Origin of the sequence: Arthrobacter sp. 2MCAF15, assembly GCF_052115605.1 — a bacterium.
Taxonomy (GTDB): Bacteria; Actinomycetota; Actinomycetes; order Actinomycetales; family Micrococcaceae; genus Arthrobacter.
Map to the genome: position 1 here is coordinate 290,357 of NZ_JBFRGZ010000008.1, position 19,106 is coordinate 309,462.

15 protein-coding genes are annotated in these 19,106 nt (G+C 69.5%); 11 read left to right on the forward strand and 4 right to left on the reverse strand.

What is annotated here, in order from left to right:
* Nucleotides 1–13 precede the first annotated feature (13 nt).
* Nucleotides 14–769 carry a 4'-phosphopantetheinyl transferase family protein gene (locus tag AB4089_RS11875; RefSeq protein ID WP_441409477.1) on the forward strand — a complete coding sequence of 252 codons (756 nt, stop codon included), beginning with the start codon at nucleotides 14–16 and terminating at the stop codon, nucleotides 767–769.
* Between the two features lie 91 nt (nucleotides 770–860).
* Here AB4089_RS11875 and AB4089_RS11880 read toward each other — a convergent pair whose 3' ends face one another.
* The 4 genes from AB4089_RS11880 to AB4089_RS11895 all read right to left on the reverse strand — a co-directional run bounded on the left by AB4089_RS11880 (nucleotide 861) and on the right by AB4089_RS11895 (nucleotide 8,614).
* Nucleotides 861–2,282, reverse strand: coding sequence for a M1 family metallopeptidase (locus tag AB4089_RS11880; RefSeq protein ID WP_441409478.1), 1,422 nt, complete (start codon nucleotides 2,280–2,282; stop codon nucleotides 861–863).
* A 48-nt stretch (nucleotides 2,283–2,330) separates the two neighbouring features.
* Nucleotides 2,331–6,263, reverse strand: coding sequence for a Pls/PosA family non-ribosomal peptide synthetase (locus tag AB4089_RS11885; protein WP_441409507.1), 3,933 nt, complete (start codon nucleotides 6,261–6,263; stop codon nucleotides 2,331–2,333).
* Between the two features lie 115 nt (nucleotides 6,264–6,378).
* Nucleotides 6,379–7,344 carry a quinone oxidoreductase family protein gene (locus AB4089_RS11890; RefSeq protein WP_441409479.1) on the reverse strand — a complete coding sequence of 322 codons (966 nt, stop codon included), beginning with the start codon at nucleotides 7,342–7,344 and terminating at the stop codon, nucleotides 6,379–6,381.
* Between the two features lie 166 nt (nucleotides 7,345–7,510).
* The gene (locus AB4089_RS11895) at nucleotides 7,511–8,614 is read right to left on the reverse strand and encodes a fatty acid desaturase family protein (RefSeq protein ID WP_441409480.1); all 1,104 of its coding nucleotides are present in this window, start codon (nucleotides 8,612–8,614) and stop codon (nucleotides 7,511–7,513) included.
* A 280-nt stretch (nucleotides 8,615–8,894) separates the two neighbouring features.
* Between AB4089_RS11895 and argC the strand changes: the two genes are divergently transcribed.
* The 10 genes from argC to AB4089_RS11945 all read left to right on the forward strand — a co-directional run bounded on the left by argC (nucleotide 8,895) and on the right by AB4089_RS11945 (nucleotide 19,092).
* The gene (gene argC, locus AB4089_RS11900) at nucleotides 8,895–9,926 is read left to right on the forward strand and encodes an N-acetyl-gamma-glutamyl-phosphate reductase (protein ID WP_441409481.1); all 1,032 of its coding nucleotides are present in this window, start codon (nucleotides 8,895–8,897) and stop codon (nucleotides 9,924–9,926) included.
* On the forward strand, nucleotides 9,923–11,089 hold the full coding sequence (gene argJ / locus AB4089_RS11905; protein WP_441409482.1) for a bifunctional glutamate N-acetyltransferase/amino-acid acetyltransferase ArgJ: 1,167 nt from the start codon (nucleotides 9,923–9,925) through the stop codon (nucleotides 11,087–11,089). The genes argC and argJ overlap by 4 nt, the downstream gene beginning before the upstream one ends.
* 48 nt (nucleotides 11,090–11,137) lie before the next feature.
* Nucleotides 11,138–12,067, forward strand: a complete 930-nt coding sequence (gene argB / locus AB4089_RS11910; RefSeq protein WP_441409483.1) for an acetylglutamate kinase — start codon at nucleotides 11,138–11,140, stop codon at nucleotides 12,065–12,067.
* On the forward strand, nucleotides 12,064–13,353 hold the full coding sequence (locus tag AB4089_RS11915; RefSeq protein ID WP_441409484.1) for an acetylornithine transaminase: 1,290 nt from the start codon (nucleotides 12,064–12,066) through the stop codon (nucleotides 13,351–13,353). Before argB ends, AB4089_RS11915 begins: the two co-directional genes overlap by 4 nt.
* Nucleotides 13,350–14,387, forward strand: a complete 1,038-nt coding sequence (argF, locus tag AB4089_RS11920; protein ID WP_441409485.1) for an ornithine carbamoyltransferase — start codon at nucleotides 13,350–13,352, stop codon at nucleotides 14,385–14,387. The genes AB4089_RS11915 and argF overlap by 4 nt, the downstream gene beginning before the upstream one ends.
* Nucleotides 14,387–14,917, forward strand: a complete 531-nt coding sequence (locus AB4089_RS11925; protein ID WP_441409486.1) for an arginine repressor — start codon at nucleotides 14,387–14,389, stop codon at nucleotides 14,915–14,917. Before argF ends, AB4089_RS11925 begins: the two co-directional genes overlap by 1 nt.
* A 111-nt stretch (nucleotides 14,918–15,028) precedes the next feature.
* Nucleotides 15,029–16,234, forward strand: coding sequence for an argininosuccinate synthase (locus AB4089_RS11930; protein ID WP_229993928.1), 1,206 nt, complete (start codon nucleotides 15,029–15,031; stop codon nucleotides 16,232–16,234).
* 5 nt (nucleotides 16,235–16,239) lie between these two features.
* Nucleotides 16,240–17,667 carry an argininosuccinate lyase gene (gene argH / locus AB4089_RS11935; protein WP_441409487.1) on the forward strand — a complete coding sequence of 476 codons (1,428 nt, stop codon included), beginning with the start codon at nucleotides 16,240–16,242 and terminating at the stop codon, nucleotides 17,665–17,667.
* Between the two features lie 103 nt (nucleotides 17,668–17,770).
* The gene (locus AB4089_RS11940) at nucleotides 17,771–18,298 is read left to right on the forward strand and encodes a pyridoxine/pyridoxamine 5'-phosphate oxidase (RefSeq protein ID WP_441409488.1); all 528 of its coding nucleotides are present in this window, start codon (nucleotides 17,771–17,773) and stop codon (nucleotides 18,296–18,298) included.
* A 56-nt stretch (nucleotides 18,299–18,354) separates the two neighbouring features.
* Nucleotides 18,355–19,092 (forward strand): maleylpyruvate isomerase family mycothiol-dependent enzyme, encoded by a 738-nt coding sequence (locus AB4089_RS11945; RefSeq protein WP_441409489.1) that lies wholly within the window; start codon nucleotides 18,355–18,357, stop codon nucleotides 19,090–19,092.
* Nucleotides 19,093–19,106: the final 14 nt, after the last annotated feature.

Here is a 19,106-nt window from a genome sequence, read left to right on the forward strand (position 1 = left end):
AAAGGGGCGGGTCATGGCATCACACCTGGTTGTGCGTGCCTGCCCGCCCTTTCGCGTCCCCGGACTCCCCGGTGACGCGGGAGCCGTGGACGTCACCAGCCTGACGGGGTCCGCGGCGGCCACCGCTGCGGGCCCGTCGGGGCTGGAACGCGACGCGCGGTCCCTTCTGGACGGCGCCGAGCTCGACCGGGCCCGGGCCATGTCCGCACGGACCCGGGAAGACTTCCTGGCGGGGAGGCTCGCCCAGCGGCGGTTCGCCGCCGAGCTGCTGGGCGTGCCGGCGTCGGGCCTCACTGCCTGGTACAGCTGCCCGCGGTGCGGCACCGGCGAGCAGATCTCCCACGGCCGGCCGGGCTACCTGCTCCGGGGCCACGCCGCGCCGCTGCTGCTGAGCCTGTCCCGCGCATCGGGCTGGACGCTGCTGGCGGGGGTCGTGGATCCGGAGCGGGGCCAGCGCCTGGGCATCGACGCCGAAGATCCGGCCCGGGCGGACTTCGACGGGTTCGACGACGTGGTGCTGACCGGGGCGGAACAACGGCACCTCGCCGGGCTGCACGGCACCTCGCTGCTGCGGGGCCGCGCCAGGCTGTGGGCCCGCAAGGAGGCCTGGCTCAAAATGCTGGGCACGGGGCTGCAGACGGCACCGGACACCCTCGATGTCCTGGGCCCACGCGTGGAGGGCCATGCCGGGCTGCGGGACCTCCCGCCGGCAGAGTCTGGCCTGCCCGCGGAGCTCGTGGCAGCCGTCGCCGTCGTGGTCCTTCCGTAGCGGAAGGTTCCGGGCCCGGTCCAGGCCCGCCGGATCCGGCTTTTCCGGCCAGGGTTTTTCGGTTTAGGGCTCTGCGGCAATCGCTGGGCCGTCAGAGCGTCGGCGGGGCCGCGTGCGGGAGCGGCGGGAGGGCGTCCTCGAACAGCCAGGGGTGCAGCAGGGCCTCGGCATCGAGCCCCGTCGTGTGGCCGGCGGCGACGATGAAGTCGGCCGTGGTCACGGTGCCGTGGCGGAACCGGTCCGTCCAGTCGTGCAGCAGGGCGAAGAAGGCGAGGTCACCGCAGCGCACCCGCAGGGCGTGCAGGGCCAGGGCTCCGCGCTTGTAGACCCGGTCGTCAAACATCAGCTCCGGCCCGGGGTCGCCCACCATCAGGTCCTGCGGGGACGCGGCCAGTTTGCGCCACGCAGCCCGGGCCCGGCCCGCCACCGACATGATGCCGGCCTCTTCGGACCAGAGCCATTCCGCGTAGCACGCGAATCCCTCATGCAGCCAGATGTTCTTCCACGTCGCGGTCGTGAGCGAGTTCCCGAACCACTGGTGGGCGAGTTCGTGGGCGATCATCCGCTGTGACTCCCAGTCCTGCCGCAGATGATTCGGGCCCAGGATGGACAGCGTCTGCGCCTCCAATGGAATCTCCAGCACGTCCCCGGTCACCACCACGGTGTACTCCGGAAACGGGTACGGCCCAAAACAGTTGGTGAAGGTCCGCATCATGTCGGGTTGGCGGGCCAGGGCGGCCCGGGCGCCCGCCGCCAGCGACGCCGGAACGGCCACGTACTGCGGCACGTGCCCGGAGGGCCGCTCGGCGTTGAGCGTCAGGAGCTCGTAGCGTCCGATCTGGACCGTGGCGAGGTAGGTGGCCATGGGTTCGGCCTGCTCGTACACCCAGGTCTCGCGGCTGGCCCTGCTGGTGCGCGAGAGGAGCACCCCGTTGCACACCGCCCGGTAGTTCGCGTCGGTGGTCACCGTGATCCGGTAGCTCGCCTTGTCCCGCGGATGGTCATTGCACGGGAACCAGGAGGCGGCGCCGTTGGGCTGGCCGGCGACCAGAACGCCATCGGAGAGCTCTTCCCAGCCGACCTCGCCCCACAGGCCGCGGCGCGGCGCAGGGTAGCCCTCGTAGCGGATGTCCAGGGTGAAGGCCTCATTGGCGAGCAGCGGAACGTCGGGGTAGACGAGGAGCTGCTCGGCCCGCTGGGTGAACCTGCGCACCCGGCGGCCGTCGAGCTGGATCTTGGTGGCCCGCAGCCCGGCCAGGTCCAGGACGATCGCCGACGTCGGGAGCTGGGTGACGGCGTGCAGGAGGGCGTGCCCGCTAAGACGGTTGCTGCTGACCCGGTAGTCCAGGTCCAGTTCGTACCGGGTGACGCGGTAGGCGTTGGTTCCGTGTCCGGGCATGTAGGGGTCCGGGGCGCCCGCCGCCGGACTGATGGCCTGGCTGATTTCCCTGCTGATTTCCCGGCTGATCTCCCCGCCGGCTGCGGCGCTGCTGCTTGCTGCACTGGTGCTCAATGGACGGACCTTCGGGTTGTGGTGCTGGTGGACGTTCGCGGGCCGGGCCTACTGGGGACCGGCGGGCGGTTCCGGCCCGTCCCACGGGCTGACCGGGTTGCCCATCCAGTAGGTGCCGGCGGGGACGGTCTCGCCCCGCATGACGAGGGACGCCGGCCCCACCGTGCCGCCGTTGCCGATCCTGGCCTGCGGCAGGATGACCCCGTGCGGCCCCATGGTGGCTCCGTCATCGAGCGTAACAGTGTCGATGCTCATGACCCGGTCATGGAACAGATGGGTCTGGACGACACACCCGCGGTTGACGGTCGAGTTCCGGCCGAGCGTGACAAGGTCCGCCTCCGGCAGCCAGTAGCTTTCGCACCAGGTTCCCCTGCCGATCTTCGCCCCCAGTGCCCGCAGCCACCAGACCAGCGCCGGTGTCCCCGTGGCGGCACGCGCGAACCACGGGGCGCTGACCATCTCAATGAAGGTGTCCACCACCTCGTTGCGCCAAATGAAGGAGCTCCACAGCGGGTGCTCGCCGCTGCGGATCCGGCCCACCAGCAGCCATTTGGCCACAACCGCGCTGCCTGCCGCAGTGGCGCCTGCGATGAGGACCACCACGCCGCCCAGGACGGCGGCGACGCCGTAGTTGAACGTGGCTGCCATCGCGTCGAACGCGAGCATCACTCCGACGGCGATCGCGACCGTCAGCATGACCGGGACGAACCGGCACAGCTCCCACAGGGTCCGCGCGACCTTCAGCCTCCGGGGCGGCTGGTACGTCCGCGTGTCGTCGGAGGCGATGGCGGTGCGCCGCAGCCGCACGGGCGGGCTGCCGAGCCATGATGTCCCGGATTTGGCCTTGGCCGGCGTGGCCGAGAGGACAGCGACGAGGGAGTTCTTGGGCACGTTGCGGCCGGCCGCCGTCATGCCGGAGTTGCCCAGGAAGGACCGCTTACCGATCTTGGCCGGCGCAATGTGCATCCATCCGCCGTCGAGTTCGTAGGAGGCCACCATGGTGTCATCGGCCAGGAAGGCGCCCTCGCCCACGGTGGTCATGCTCGGGATCAGCAGCACTGTCGAGGCTTCCACGTTGCGGCCCACCTTGGCGCCGAGAAGCCGCAGCCAGACCGGGGTAAAGAGGCTCGCGTAGATGGGGAAGAGCAGATCCCGGGCGAGGTCCAGCACCCGCTCGGTCGCCCACACCTGCCAGCCAATCCGGCTCCGGACCCGGTAGTAGCCCTCGGCTAGTCCGACGCTCAGCAGCCTCGTGGTGGCCAGGATCAGCAGCAGGTTGGTCGCGAACCAGGCCAGCGCGGCCAGGGGGATGGAGAGCGCAATGCCGGGCAGTGCCGCGGACAGCGAGGAGCTGCCCCGGATGAACCCAAAGACCACGAAGGCCGCGGCGGCGGCGGAAACATAGGGGATGAGCGCCAGCCCGGCGGATGCCGCGGCGAAGCCGGCGAACCACAGCCGGCCGATCAGCCGGTGTTCGGGCGGGGAGTCCGGCCACGAGTGCTTGGCCTTGCCTCGCCGCTCGGCCGGTGAACCTGCCACCAGCTGCCCTGCCTTGACCTTGCCGATCACCGCGGAGCCCGGTTCCACCTGCGCTCCGGCGCCCACAGTGGCTCCGGGCATGAGAGTGCTGCGGGCCCCGACGCTTGCGCCTGGGCCAATCCGGATGGCGCCGATGTGGACACGGTCGCCGTCGATCCACCAGCCGGACAGATCGACTTCAGGCTCGATATTGGACCCGCTACCAAGGGACAGCAGCCCGGTGACCGGCGGCAGCGAATGCAGTTGGACGTTCTCGCCGATCTTCGCGCCGAGCGCCTTCGCGTAGTACGGCACCCAGGGCGCGCTGGCCAGGCTGATGGCGCCGGCGAGATCCTGGATCTGTTCGGCGAGCCAAAGCCGGAGGTGCACACGCCCGGACCGGGGATACGTCCCGGGCACCACGTTGCGCAGCAGCAGGCGGGCCGCGGCGATGGAGATCAGCATCCGCCCCGCCGGGCTGACAAAGACCAGCCACGACGCACCGACCCACCACCAGGAGAGTGTCGGCGCGGCGCTGAAACCGGCGAAGGCGGCCAGGAGATTGTTGGCGGCCATCAGGTACGTCAGCCAGCGCATGCCGACGAGGACTTGCAGGGGAATGCCCAGGAGGGTCTGGAAGGCCTGGGACTTCCTCGACGTGGGCGTGACGGAACGCTCCTGGGCGGCGACTGCCCCGCCCTCCGGGAGCGACTGGCGGGCCTCGTCCACCAAGGCGCCCACCCGGGGTGTCGCGTAGATATCGGCCACCGTGATGGTCGGATAGCGCACGCGCAGGGCGGACACGAGTTGCGCGGCGGCCAGTGAGCCGCCGCCGTAGGCGAAGAAATCGGCGTCCAGGCTCGTCACCGGGCTTCCCAGCACGGCACTCCATTGCTCCACGATCCACTGCGCGTCATCGGGCAGGTTCAGGGGCGCGCCCTCGGCCTCGGCGGCTCCGGTCCCGCTGAGCGGCCAGGGCAGGGCATGGCGGTCCACTTTGCCGCTGGTCTTGGTGGGCAGGGAGTCGACGAGCGTCAAGAGCGGGATGAGCGGCGCCGGCAGGCTCTCGCCGAGCAGTTCGCGCGCCGCCGCGAGGTCGATGTCCACGCCGGATACGGCGGCAAGGTAGCCGACCAGGATCTGGTTGCCGGCCGCGGTGGTCTGCACCGCGGCGGCGGCGCCGGCGACATCCGGCAGCGACTGCAGTGCGGCGTCGATCTCTCCGAGCTCGATCCGGCGGCCGCCGAGCTTGACCTGTTCATCGGCGCGGCCCTGGAAGATCAGGCCCTCCGCCTCGTATTTGACGAGGTCGCCGGAACGGTAGGCGCGCGGCCAGCCCAGGGACGGCATGGGGGCGTACTTTTCCGCGTCCTTGGCCGGGTCAAGGTACCGGGCCAGCCCGACGCCGCCGATGATCAGTTCGCCCACGGACCCTTCGGCGACAGGCAGCGAATCAGAGTCGACGACGGCGAGGTCCCAGCCGTCCAGCGGCAGGCCGATCCGGACGGGGCCGGGCCCGCCCAGCCGCGCCGCGCACGCGACCACGGTGGCCTCGGTGGGCCCGTAGGTGTTCCATACTTCCCGTCCTTCGACGGCGAGCCGCTCGGCAAGGTCCGGCGGGCACGCCTCTCCGCCGAAGATGAGCAGCCGGACGCTTTCCAGCGACTCCACCGGCCAGAGCGCGGCGAGCGTGGGGACTGTCGAGACCACCGTGATGCCGTGGCTGATCAGCCACGGGCCCAGGTCCATCCCGGTCCGGACCAGCGCCCGGGGTGCCGGAACCAGGCAGGCGCCGTGACGCCACGCGAGCCACATCTCCTCGCAGGAGGCATCGAAGGCCACGGACAGGCCGGCCAGCACCCGGTCCTGCGGGCCTACCGGATCATCCTGCAGGAAGATGCGGGCCTCGGCGTCCACGAACGCGGCGGCCGAGCGGTGCTGCACCGCAACACCCTTGGGTGTGCCGGTGGAGCCCGAAGTGAAGATGACCCAGGCGTCGTCGTCGGGCCCTGGCGGCCTCGCGTCGGGGAACGGCCGGGGGTGGTTGCTGTCCGTGACGATTTTGCCGCCGGCGCGAAGGATGGCGGCCACCCGGGCCTCGCCGAAGACAAGTTTGGCCCGCTCATCCGGATCGTCGGCGTCCACCGGGACGTAGGCCGCACCGACCAGCAGCACCGCCAGGATCGAGACGTACAGCTCGTTGGTGCCGGAGGGGATCCGCACGCCGACCTTGTCGCCGGCACCCAGCCCGGCCAGGTGCAGCTTCCTCGCGGTTGCCCGGACTTCGTCCATGAGCTGGGCGTAACTGAGCGAGCGGTGACCGTCGTCCAGCGCGGAAGCATCCGGGAAACGGGCGGCGGTATCGCGCAGGATATCTATGAGCGTCCGCTCCGGCGGGGCGGCGAGTGCGCCCGGCAGCTGGGGCTCGTAAACGGTGTCACGGGGTGCGGGAAGACTCTGCACCGTGCCGGCGTCAGGGGCTTCACTCGGGGTCAGTCGTTGCTCGGTCACTGGCGCATTATCCCTGCATGAGATGAACGGATGGTGTTGCCGCGCGGCCTAAGTGACCGTGCGGCCTTTAGGGGACAAGGATGACTTTCCCGGTGGTGCGGCGTTGTTCGAGGTCTTCGTGGGCGCGGGCTGCCTCGGCGAGCGGGTAGCGCGCGCCGATCCTGACCTTGAGGCTGCCATTGGCGGCCGCGGCGAAGACTTCGTCGGAGCGCCAGCGGCGTTCCCGGGCGTCGCGAAGATAGTGGGCCATGGTTGGCCGGGTGAGGTACAGCGACCCGCCGGCGTTGAGCCGCTGCGGGTCGAACGGCGGGACCGGGCCGGACGCTGCGCCGAAGAGCACCAGCGTGCCCCGGATGCGCAGCGATTCCAGGGAAGCGTCGAACGTGTCTTTTCCGACGCCGTCGTACACAACGTCCGCGCCAATACCGCTGGTCAGGTCCCGGACCCGCTCCGCGAAGCCGTCGTAGCGCAGCACGTGGTCGGCTCCGGCTTCGCGGGCCAGCTTCTCTTTCTCGTCCGTGGAAACGGTGGTGATGACGTGGGCGCCCTTGGCCTTGAGCAGCTGGATCGTGAGGAGCCCGACACCGCCGGCGCCGGCGTGCAGCAAGACCGTGTGGCCGGCCTCGACCTTGAAGGTGGAGTTGATCAGGTAGTGGGCCGTCACGCCCTGCAGCGGCAGGGCCGCGGCGGTGAAATCGTCCAGGCCATCCGGAACCGGCAGGGCTTTGTCCTCATCGATGAGGGCGTAGCCGGCGTAGCAGTTGATGCCCTCGGCCGTGGCCACCCGGTCGCCGGGAGCGAACACGGTGACGGCGTCCCCGACTTCCTCCACGGTGCCCGAGGCCTCGGACCCGGGCGTGAAGGGATAGCTGACCTTGTAGACGCCGCCGCGCTTGTAGGTGTCGATGAAGTTCACGCCTGCAGCGGCGACCTTGACCAGCAACTGGCCGGGCCCGGGAACGGGGCGGGCTGTTTCGTCGAGCTCCAGGACCCCGGGCCCCCCGGCCTGGCGGGCGACGATTGCGTGCATCATGTGGCTCCTTTTCCGGGAGGGAATCTCTGTCCCGGTCCCTGGGTCCATCCTAGGGACACCGGCGGTAACCATGAAGGGGCCGTTCGTAACCAGCCGTCACGTGATGCTGTACGTGACGCCGCCTGGGCGTGCCGGGTCCGGCGCGGACGGCGGGGTGATGCGTCCGTTAGTAGCGGCGCGTGACCGTCGCCATCGGGCACTCGAAGTGACGGCCCGCGGCGAGTCCGACGTCGTTGAGGTAGCGGACAATGATCGCGTACGACTGCAGCAGCGTGGTTTCCGTGTAGGGAACCTGGTGTTTGGCGCAGTACTCGCGGACGATCTTGGCGGCCTTGTCCAACTGGGGCCGTGCCATGTCGGGGAAGAGGTGGTGCTCGGCCTGCCGGTTGAGGCCGCCGAGGAGGATGTCCATGAAACGGCCGCCGGAGATGTTCCGGGAGGTCAGGACCTGGCGGCTGAAGAAGTCCACGCGGCTGTCCGCGGGGAGGACCGGCATGCCCTTGTGGTTCGGCGCGAAGGACGCGCCCATGTAGAAGCCGAAGACAGCCAGCTGGACGCCGATGAAGGCGAACGCCATGCCCAGGGGCAGGAAGGTGAAGGCGAGGACCGGCAGCAGGCTGAGCCGGACCGCGAGGATCGGAATTTCAACCCAGCGGTGCGTGACCTTGGCCCGGCGGAAGATGAATTTCACCGAATCGATCTGCAGGCCCAGGCCCACCAGGAACAACAGCGGGAAGAAGAACCAGCCCTGTTTGCGGGTCAGGAACGCGAAGCGACCCTGCCGGTCGGCCACGGCTTCAGCGTGGAAGGCGATGGGGCCGGGCGCGATGTCCGGGTCCTTGGAAATAACGTTCGGGTGGTTGTGGTGCGCGCCGTGCTTCTGCTCCCACCAGGAGTAGCTGATACCGGCCACGGAGGTGGCGAGAAGCCGTGCGGCCCAGTCGTTGGCGCGGCGGGAGGCGAAGATCTGGCGGTGCCCGGCCTCGTGGGCCAGGAAACTCAGCTGCGTGCACAGGATGCCCAGCGCGGCGGCGATGAGGAGCTGGAACCAGCTGTCACCGATCAGTGCGAAGCCGAACCAGGTGGCGGCCATCAGCAGCACGAGGCTGGCGAAAAGGGTGATGTAGAAACCGACGCGCCGTTCGAGGAGACCGGCCGCCTTGACGCTTTTCAGGAGTTCCGAATAGCTCAGGACGACGGCGTTGGGTTGCCGGACGCGCGATTGCGGACGCGCCGGCGTTTGGGTGGGAAGTGTGGAAGTGGCGGTCATGGAGCGCTGGCCTCGTCACGGTTACGGGCAACGCTGCAGCTGACATTCGCAGCTGCACGGTCTGGATCACCCTTTACCAAGCATACGCCCCCGGGTTTCTGCGGGCCGCCGATCCGGCGGCGAATCCTCTGCCGGCGGAACCCGCCGGGGCGGGCTCAATTGGACACAGAGACGCAATTGGACACGGACACTTAATTGGAGACAGACCCTCAATTGGACACAGACCCATCGATGCATAAATATCGGCATCTATGCATACTCTTGCTGTATAGTCGTGCTTATGACTATTTCTGTTGCCGTTTCCGGGGCGAGCGGTTATGCCGGCGGCGAGGTCCTGAGGCTCCTTGCCGGTCATCCCGACGTCACCATCGGCGCCATCACGGCCCACAGCAACGCCGGTTCCAGACTAGGGGAATTGCAGCCGCATCTCCATGACCTGGCGGACCGGATCCTCGAGGACACCACGGTGGATAACTTGGCCGGCCACGACGTCGTGTTCCTGGCGCTCCCGCACGGGGCGTCCGCGGAGATCGCGGCGCAGCTGCCGGCCGGGACGCTGGTGATCGACGCCGGCGCGGACCACCGCCTCGAGGACCCGGAAGCCTGGGAGAAGTTCTACGGTTCCGCGCACGCAGGAACCTGGCCCTACGGCCTGCCCGAACTGCCCGGCCAGCGCGACGCCCTCCGCGGCGCCACCCGGATCGCCGTCCCCGGCTGCTACCCGACGTCGGCCCTCCTGGCCCTCACGCCCGGCTTCAGCAACCAGTTGCTGGAGGGCGAGGACGTCGTGATCGTCTCCGCGTCCGGCACCTCGGGCGCCGGCAAGGCCGCAAAGGTCAACCTGATCGGCGCCGAGGTCATGGGCTCCATGAGCCCCTACGGCGTGGGCGGGGGACACCGGCACACCCCGGAGATCGAACAAGGACTCTCCAAGGCGCTGGGGTCACCGGTCACGGTCTCCTTCACGCCCACCCTGGCGCCCATGAGCCGCGGCATCCTGACGACGGCCACAGCCAGGGTCCGCTCGGGCGTCACTGCCGAGGAGCTCCGCCGCGCCTGGGCCGAAGCCTACGACGACGAGCCCTTTGTGCACCTGCTACCCGAGGGCCAGTGGCCCTCGACCAAGTCGGTCCAGGGATCGAACCACACGGTTATGCAGCTCGCCTTCGATGAGCACACCGGCCGAGTGATCGTCTGCTGCGCCATCGACAACCTCACCAAGGGGACCGCCGGCGGCGCCGTGCAGTCCATGAACATTGCCCTCGGCCTGGCGGAATCCGCCGGCCTCAACCTCCAGGGAGTCGCACCGTGAGCATCACCGCACCGCAGGGATTCCGCGCCGCCGGCGTGACGGCCGGCCTCAAGGCCTCCGGCAAGCCGGACGTGGCCCTCGTGGTCAACGACGGCCCGTCCAAGGCCGCGGCGGCGGTCTTCACGTCCAACCGCGTCGCCGCGGCTCCCGTGCACTGGTCCCGCGAGGTCCTCAAAGACGGCCGGGTGGACGCTGTGATCCTCAACTCCGGCGGCGCGAACGCCTGCACCGGACCCCAGGGCTTCCAGAACACGCACACCACGGCCGAGAAGACCGCCGAGGCCCTCGGCGTCTCCGCCACCGACGTCGTCGTCTGCTCCACCGGCCTGATCGGCGAGCAGCTGCCCATGGACAAGATCCTGGCCGGCATCGGTTCCGCCACCGCGGACCTGGCAGCCGACGGCGGGCCCGCGGCAGCCACCGCGATCATGACCACGGACTCGGTGTCCAAGCAGGCCGTCTTCACCGGCACGGACTCCAACGGCACGCAGTTCACCATCGGCGGCATGGCCAAGGGCGCCGGCATGCTGGCCCCGGGCCTGGCCACCATGCTGGTGGTCCTCACCACGGACGCCGACGTCCGGCCGGACACGCTCGACGCCGAACTCCGCAACGCCACCCGCGTCACCTTCGACCGGGCGGACTCCGACGGCTGCATGTCCACCAACGACACCGTCGTGCTGCTGGCCTCCGGGGCCTCCGGCGCCGCGCCGTCCGCCGCCGACTTCGGTGCCGGCCTGACCCAGGTCTGCGCCGAGCTGGCCCGCAAGCTGATCGGCGACGCCGAGGGCGCCAGCCACGACATCGCGATCCGGACCTTCAACGCCGCGAGCGAGCGGGACGCCGAAATCGTCAGCCGCGCCGTCGCCCGCTCCAACCTGTTCAAGACCGCGATCTTCGGCAAGGACCCCAACTGGGGCCGCGTGCTCTCCGCCGTCGGCACCACCGACGCGGCGTTCGATCCGGACCAGCTGAACGTGTCCATGAACGGCGTGCAGATCTGCCGCAACGGCAGCATCGGCGATGACCGGAACCTCGTGGACCTCGAACCGCGCGAGGTCCTCGTCGAAATCGACCTGCAGGCCGGCGGGGCCGAGGCCACCATCCTCACCAACGACCTCACCCACGACTACGTCCACGAAAACAGCGCCTACTCCAGCTAACCCCCCGGGGAAGGAACAGTACGGACGAACAGGTAAGGACGAACCCCCATGAACACCCAGACCCGCGAGACCACCTCGCAGTCCGACGCCCGGGACAAGGCCGCCACGCTGATCGAGGCACTGCCCTGGATCCAGCGCTTTGCGGGCAGCACCATGGTGATCAAGTACGGCGGCAACGCGATGGTCAACGACGAGCTCCGCCGCGCCTTCGCCGAAGACGTCGTGTTCCTGCACCATGTCGGCATCCACCCCGTGGTGGTGCACGGCGGCGGCCCGCAGATCAACTCCATGCTCAGCCGGCTCGGGATCGAATCGGAGTTCAAGGGCGGGCTGCGCGTCACCACGCCAGAGGCCATGGACGTGGTCCGGATGGTCCTCACCGGCCAGGTGGGGCGCGAACTCGTCGGCCTGATCAACTCCCACGGCCCCTACGCCGTCGGCATGTCCGGTGAGGACGGCGGACTGCTCCGCGCCGTCCGCACCGGCACCGTGGTGGACGGCGAAGAGGTGGACCTGGGCCTGGTCGGTGAGGTGGTGGGCGTCAACCCGGAAGGCATCGTGGACATCCTCGCGGCCGGCCGGATCCCGGTGGTCTCCACCGTTGCCCCGGAGATCGCCGCCGACGGATCCACCACCGGGCAGGTACTCAATGTCAACGCGGACACGGCCGCGGCGGCGGTCGCCTCGGCCCTGGGCGCCTCCAAGCTGGTCATCCTGACCGACGTCGAAGGCCTCTACGCCAACTGGCCGGACAGGTCCTCGCTGATCTCGTCGCTGACAGCTTCGGAGCTGCGGGAGATGCTGCCGCGCCTTGAGTCCGGCATGATCCCGAAGATGGCGGCCTGCCTGAAAGCGATTGACGACGGCGTCGAGCGCGCCCACATCGTGGACGGCCGCCTGCCGCACTCGATGCTCCTGGAAACCTTCACGACCGCCGGCATCGGCACCCAGGTGGTCCCGGACGAGGAAAGCAAATGAACCAGATCGAAACAGCACCTTCCACGGACCTTGAGCACTCCCCGGTAGGGGAACTGGTTCACTCGCGCGCCACCGGCGCACAGTGGCTCTCCCGCTACTCATCCTCCCTGCTCGGCGTCTTCGGCACCCCGCAGCGGGTTTTGGTCCGCGGCGCCGGCTGCCTCGTGTGGGACGCCGACGGCAAGGAGTACCTGGACCTGCTCGGCGGGATCGCGGTGAACGCCCTGGGCCACGCCCACCCGTTCGTCACCTCAGTGATCTCCAGCCAGCTGGCCACCCTGGGCCACGTGTCGAACTTCTTCACGAGCCCCACCCAGATCGCCCTGGCGGAGAAGCTGCTGGAACTGTCCAAGGCGCCGGCCGGCTCCAAGGTGTTCTTCGCCAACTCCGGCACCGAGGCCGTCGAGGCCGCGTTCAAGCTGGCCCGCCGGAACACAGGTGCCGCGGATTCGGAAAACACAGCGAAGCCGCGCACCAAGATCATCGCCCTCGAAGGCGCCTTCCACGGGCGCACCATGGGCGCCCTCGCGCTCACCGCGAAGGAAGCGTACCGGGCGCCGTTCGCGCCGCTGCCCGGCGGCGTCGTGCACATCCCCTTCGGTGACATCGAGGCCCTCCGCGCCGCCGTGGACGACACCACCGCCGCCGTCTTCCTCGAACCCATCCAGGGCGAGGCCGGCGTCCGGCCGCTGCCCGCCGGCTACTTGCAGGCCGCCCGCCAGGCCACCACCGAGGCCGGCGCCCTGCTGATCCTCGACGAGGTCCAGACCGGCATCGGCCGCACCGGTAAGTGGCTGGCCAGCGAGGACGCCGGGATCGTGCCCGACGCCGTGACCCTCGCCAAGGGCCTGGGCGGCGGCTTCCCGGTGGGAGCCCTCGTGACGTTCGGCCCGGAAACGTCCGCGCTCCTGACCGCAGGCCAGCACGGCACCACCTTCGGCGGCAACCCCGTGGCCACCGCGGCCGCCCTCGCCACCCTGCACGTCCTCGAAAACCAGGACGTCCTGGCCCACGTCCGGAGCGTGGGGGAGCACCTGCGCGCCGGTCTCGCCGGGATCGACGGCGTGACCGAGGTCCGCGGCGAGGGACTGCTGATCGGCTTCGACCTCGACGCCGACGTCGCCCCCGCCGTCGTCACCGCCGGCCTCGACGCCGGGTTCATCGTCAACAGCCCCGGCCCGCGCACCATCCGGCTCGCGCCCCCGCTGATCCTGACCACCGAGCAGGCCGACCGCTTCCTCGCCGCCCTGCCGGCCCTCCTCCAGACCGCAAAGGACGCCCAGTGACCTCCGCCGTGACCGCAACTGAAACTTCGACAAGACCCGTCCGCCACTTCCTCAAGGACACCGACCTCAGCCCGGCCGAGCAGGCGGAGGTGCTCGAGCTCGCCGTCCGGATGAAGGCCGCGCCCTACAGCGTGCAGCCCTTCGCCGCGGAAGGCAACGGCCGCCAGACCGTGGCCGTCATCTTCGACAAGACCTCCACCAGGACCCGCGTCTCCTTCGCCACCGGCATCGCGGACATGGGCGGCAACGCGCTCATCATCAACCCCGGCGAGGCACAGATCGGGCACAAAGAATCGGTCGAGGACACCGCCAAGGTGCTCGAACGCATGGTGTCCACCATTGTGTGGCGCACCGGCGCGCACGCCGGGCTCGTCGCCATGGCCGCGAACTCGCGCGTCCCGGTCATCAACGCCCTTTGCGACGACTACCACCCGTGCCAGCTGCTCGCCGATCTCCTGACCGTGAAGGAACACAAGGGAGGCCTCAAGGGCCTGACCATGGCGTACCTGGGCGACTCCGCCAACAACATGGCCAACTCCTACCTGCTGGCCGGCGTCACGGCAGGCATGAACGTCCGCATTGCCGGACCCGAAGGCTACCTGCCGTCCGCGGAGATCGTTGCCGCCGCCGAGGACCGCGCCGCGGAAACCGGGGGATCGGTGCTCGTCACGGTCGACGCCGCCGAGGCCCTCCTGGGCGCCGACGTCGTTGCCACCGACACCTGGGTGTCCATGGGCCAGGAGGCGGAGAAGGAAGCACGGATGAAGCTGTTCCGCGAGTACTCCGTGGATGCCGCGGCGATGGAACTCGCGGCGCCGGACGCCGTCGTGCTCCACTGCCTGCCGGCCTACCGGGGCTACGAGATCGCCGCCGACGTCATTGACGGCCCGCAGTCCATCGTCTGGGACGAGGCCGAAAACCGGCTCCACGCCCAGAAAGCGCTCATGGCCTGGCTCATGCACCGCTCCGGCCTGGCTGTTGTTGACGGGCTCGCGCCGGTCGATGGGCCCGCACTGGTGGACGGCTTGGCCTAATGTCCGTCCAGCCCGCCTCTCCGGGGGCCAGCCCGGCCACCAAAACAGCCCGGCAGGCACGGATCACGGCGATCCTGACCGGCGAATCGGTCCGTTCCCAGGCCGAGCTCGCCGCGCTGCTCGCGGACGACGGCGTCCAGGTCACCCAGGCCACGCTCTCGCGCGACCTCGTGGAACTCGGCGCCGTCCGGGTCCGCGGCAAGGACGGCGTGCTGGTTTACGCCGTCCCGGGGGAGGGCGGCTCACGGGCGGCCAAAAGCGGCGTGACACAGGAAATCCTCGACGCCCGGCTGACCCGGTTGTGCGGGGAACTGCTCGTCACCGCCGAGGCCTCCGCCAACCTCGTGGTGCTCCGGACCCCGCCGGGCGCCGCGAACTTCCTGGCCCTCGCCATCGACCACTCCGTGATGCCCTCGATCCTGGGCACCATCGCGGGGGACGACACCGTCCTGCTCGTCACCCGGGACCCCCTGGGCGGCGCGGGCATCGCCGCACGCTTCCTGCAGTTCGCCGAGGAAGCCGGCCAGTAAGCCACACCATGGCCGTTCACAGGACCGGGCACACCCGGCTTGTGACAGGCTTGCAACAGACAGATTTTCCCAGACTTACAGCATCACCAAAACAACTAAGGAGCATTTGAAGTGACTGAGCGTATTGTTCTGGCCTACTCCGGTGGCCTGGATACTTCCGTAGCCATCGGCTGGATCGGTGAAGCCACCGGCGCCGAGGTCATCGCCGTGGCGGTCGACGTCGGACAGGGCGGCGAATCGCTGGAGACCATCCGCCAGCGCGCGCTGGGCTGCGGCGCCGTCGAAGCCTACGTGGCCGACGCGTCCGACGAGTTCGCCAACGAGTACTGCGTGCCCACGCTGAAGGCCAACGCCCTCTACCAGGGCCACTACCCGCTGGTCTCGGCCATCTCCCGCCCGGTGATCGTCAAGCACCTGGTCAAGGCTGCCCGCGAGTTCGGCGCCACCACGGTCGCCCACGGCTGCACCGGCAAGGGCAACGACCAAGTCCGCTTCGAAGTCGGCATCCAGACCCTCGGCCCGGACCTGAAGTGCATCGCACCGGTCCGCGACCTTGCCCTGACCCGCGACAAGGCCATCGCCTTCGCCGAGGAAAAGGGACTGCCGATCGAGACCACCAAGAAGAACCCGTACTCGATCGACCAGAACGTCTGGGGCCGCGCCGTCGAAACCGGCTACCTCGAGGACATCTGGAACGCCCCCACCAAGGACATCTACGACTACACCGCCACCCCGGAATTCCCGCCGGCGCCTGATGAGGTCACTATCTCCTTCGAGGCCGGCGTGCCGGTCGCGATCGACGGCGTCAAGGTCACCCCGCTGCAGGCCATCAAGGAACTCAACCGCCGCGCCGGCGCCCAGGGCGTCGGCCGCATCGACGTCGTCGAGGACCGCCTGGTAGGCATCAAGTCCCGCGAAATCTACGAGGCCCCCGGTGCCATGGCGCTCATCACGGCCCACAAGCACCTCGAGGACATCACCATCGAGCGCGAGCAGGCCCGCTTCAAGGCGACCGTCGGCCAGCGCTGGGCCGAGCTGGTCTACGACGGCCAGTGGTTCTCCCCGCTCAAGCGCTCCCTCGACGCCTTCATCGAGGACACCCAGCGCTACGTCACCGGTGACATCCGCATGGTGCTGCACGGCGGCCAGGCGATCGTCAACGGACGCCGCTCAGAGACCTCGCTGTACGACTTCGACCTCGCCACGTACGACACCGGCGACACCTTCGACCAGTCCATGGCGCGCGGCTTCATCGAGCTGTGGGGCATGTCCGCCAAGGTTGCCTCGGGCCGCGACATCCGCGTCGCAGGACAGTAGCCCCTGTGGCTGAGCAAAAGTCCGAGGCGACCAACAAGGGCGCGCTGTGGGGCGGCCGGTTCGCCGGCGGCCCCGCGGACGCCCTCGCGGCGCTGAGCAAGTCCACGCACTTTGACTGGCGGCTGGCCCGCTATGACATCGCCGGGTCCAAGGCGCACGCCCGCGTGCTGCACAAGGCCGGGCTGCTGGACGGCGCCGAACTCGAGGGCATGCTGGACGCCCTGAGCCGGCTGGATGAGGACGTCGCCTCCGGCGCCTACCTGCCGGCGGAGTCGGATGAGGATGTGCACGGTTCCCTGGAGCGCGGCCTGATCGAGCGCGCGGGCACCCAGCTCGGCGGCAAGCTCCGCGCCGGCCGGTCCCGCAACGACCAGGTGGCCACGCTGGGCCGGATGTTCCTGCGTGACCACGCCCGGATCATCGCCCGCGGCGTGCTCGCCACGATCGACGCGCTGGTGGACCAGGCCAAGGCCCACCAGGGCGTGGCCATGCCGGGCCGCACGCACCTCCAGCACGCCCAGCCGGTGCTGCTCAGCCACCACCTGCTGGCCCACGCCTGGGCGCTGCTGCGCGACGTGCAGCGGCTGCAGGACTGGGACAAGCGCGCCGGCGTCTCGCCCTACGGCTCGGGTGCCCTGGCGGGTTCCTCGCTGGGCCTGGATCCGGAGGCTGTGGCAGCGGACCTGGGCTTCTTCTCGGCAACGCACAACTCGATCGACGGCACCGCCTCCCGCGACGTCTTCGCCGAGTTCGCCTGGATCACCGCCATGATCGGCGTGGACCTGTCACGGGTCTCGGAGGAAGTGATCCTGTGGGCCACGAAGGAGTTCTCCTTCGTCACCCTGCACGATTCCTACTCCACCGGCTCCTCGATCATGCCGCAGAAGAAGAACCCGGACGTTGCCGAGCTCGCACGTGGCAAGGCCGGCCGGCTGATCGGCAACCTGACCGGGCTGCTGGCCACCCTGAAGGGCCTGCCGCTCGCGTACAACCGCGACCTGCAGGAGGACAAGGAGCCGGTCTTCGACGCCGCCGACACCCTGGAGGTCCTGCTCCCGGCAGTCTCGGGCATGATCGCGACGCTGACGTTCAACACAGAACGGATGGAATCCCTGGCACCCCAGGGCTTCGCGCTGGCCACGGACATCGCCGAATGGCTGGTCCGGCAGGGCGTGCCGTTCCGCGAGGCGCACGAGCTCTCCGGCGCCGCGGTGAAGCAGGCCGAAAGCCGCGGCGTCGAGCTCTGGGACCTGACGGATGGGGAATACGCGGCCATCTCGGAGCACCTGACGCCGGAGGTCCGCACGGTCCTGTCCACCGAGGGGTCGCTCAACAGCCGGAACTCCCAGGGCGGTACCGCGCCGGCCGCCGTCGAACGCCAGCTGCTGGCCCTCGAGGGCGAGCTCGCCGGCGTGCGCGAGTACGCGGGCTAGTTCGCACCGAGGCGCCTGCACCCCACACGAGTTGGCATTTCGCGGCAATGTTGTCTAATGGCACTGCCGTGAAATGCCAACTCGCGGCGTTTAAGGTGGGTGCATGAGCGAATCGTTCCGGAAAATGCTGCGGGCCCTGCCAGATTTCCCCGAAGTGCTCCCGGACTTCGATCCGGCGGGCGCGCCCGCGGACCCTGCCGAGCTGTTCCGGCTGTGGCTCGGCGAAGCCCTGGCTGCCGGGGTGCCGCAGCCGAACGCGTGCAGCCTGGCCACGGCGGATGGGCAGGGACGGCCGTCGTCCCGGATGCTGATCCTCAAGGACATCGACGCCGACGGCTGGCACTTCGCCACCTCCCGCGAATCCCGCAAGGGCAAGGAACTCGCGGCCAACCCACACGCGGCCCTGAACTTCTTCTGGCAGCAGCAGGGCCGCCAAGTACGGGTGGCCGGGGACGTCGTGGAGCTCTCCGCCGAGGCCTCGGCCGCGGACTGGCAGGCACGGCCCGGCGCGGACGGCAGCGAAAATGAAAACACAGACTGGCAGCTCTACGCCCTCCGCCCCCGGGAGATCGAATTCTGGCAGGCACGGCACGACCGCAGGCACATCCGGCACCGCTACGCGCCCCGCTGACCGCGTTCCGTTCAGTTAGTCCGGGTTAATTGGGTGGCTCCGTTAGGATGGGCGGCATGACCTCCATCACACCAGAGAACCTTCGGGCAGAACTGCACCGCGCCGCCGACGTCGTGGCCGGAATCACCGCGAAACTGACCGAACAGGACATCAAAGCGCCGTCCGAACTGCCCGGCTGGAGCCGCGGGCACGTGCTGGCCCACATCTGCGGAATCGCCAACGCAATGGCCCGCCAGCTCGAATACGCCGCCCGCGGTGAAGCCGGGGAACTCTACGACGGCGGCTTCGAGGGGCGGAACCGCGGCATCGACATGGCGGCCGGCCACAGCCTCGCCGAGCACCGCGCCGACCTCGACTCCGCGCTGGGCAGGGCCCTGGGCGCCTTTGACGCCCTCGACGCGGCCGGCTGGCGCGAGCCCATCACCTACCGCGGGGGAGTCGTGTTCGACGGCGGCTTGGCCCTCTGGCGCGAACTCGTCATCCACGCGGCGGATCTCGGCACCGGCCACGGCCCGGAAACCTGGAGCCGGCCGTTCTGCGGGCACCTCTTCGAGTTCCTCTCCGCCCGGGTGCCCGAGGGGCAGCGCTTTGTCCTGCAGCCGCTCGGCCTGCCGGCAGTGGCCATTGGCAGCGGTGGACATTCGACGGTGATCAACGGAATGCTGACGGATATTGCCGCGTGGCTCGCCGGCCGCACGCCTACCCTTGGCAGCCTGCGCGCCACCGCCGCGGCCGACGGCGTCGAGCTTCCGGAGCTGCTGCCCTGGCCGTCCGGCGTGCCCATCAACAACTGAGGATCCCCGGCCTT

Excerpts from the sequence above, each read along its gene's own strand:
- AB4089_RS11895 (WP_441409480.1), bottom strand. The coding sequence starts at position 8,614 with ATGACCGCCACTTCCACACTTCCCACCCAAACGCCGGCGCGTCCGCAA.
- argB (WP_441409483.1), top strand. The coding sequence starts at position 11,138 with ATGAACACCCAGACCCGCGAGACCACCTCGCAGTCCGACGCCCGGGAC.
- AB4089_RS11940 (WP_441409488.1), top strand. The coding sequence starts at position 17,771 with ATGAGCGAATCGTTCCGGAAAATGCTGCGGGCCCTGCCAGATTTCCCC.
- AB4089_RS11875 (WP_441409477.1), top strand. The coding sequence starts at position 14 with ATGGCATCACACCTGGTTGTGCGTGCCTGCCCGCCCTTTCGCGTCCCC.
- AB4089_RS11915 (WP_441409484.1), top strand. The coding sequence starts at position 12,064 with ATGAACCAGATCGAAACAGCACCTTCCACGGACCTTGAGCACTCCCCG.
- AB4089_RS11890 (WP_441409479.1), bottom strand. The coding sequence starts at position 7,344 with ATGATGCACGCAATCGTCGCCCGCCAGGCCGGGGGGCCCGGGGTCCTG.
- argC (WP_441409481.1), top strand. The coding sequence starts at position 8,895 with ATGACTATTTCTGTTGCCGTTTCCGGGGCGAGCGGTTATGCCGGCGGC.
- AB4089_RS11945 (WP_441409489.1), top strand. The coding sequence starts at position 18,355 with ATGACCTCCATCACACCAGAGAACCTTCGGGCAGAACTGCACCGCGCC.
- AB4089_RS11925 (WP_441409486.1), top strand. The coding sequence starts at position 14,387 with ATGTCCGTCCAGCCCGCCTCTCCGGGGGCCAGCCCGGCCACCAAAACA.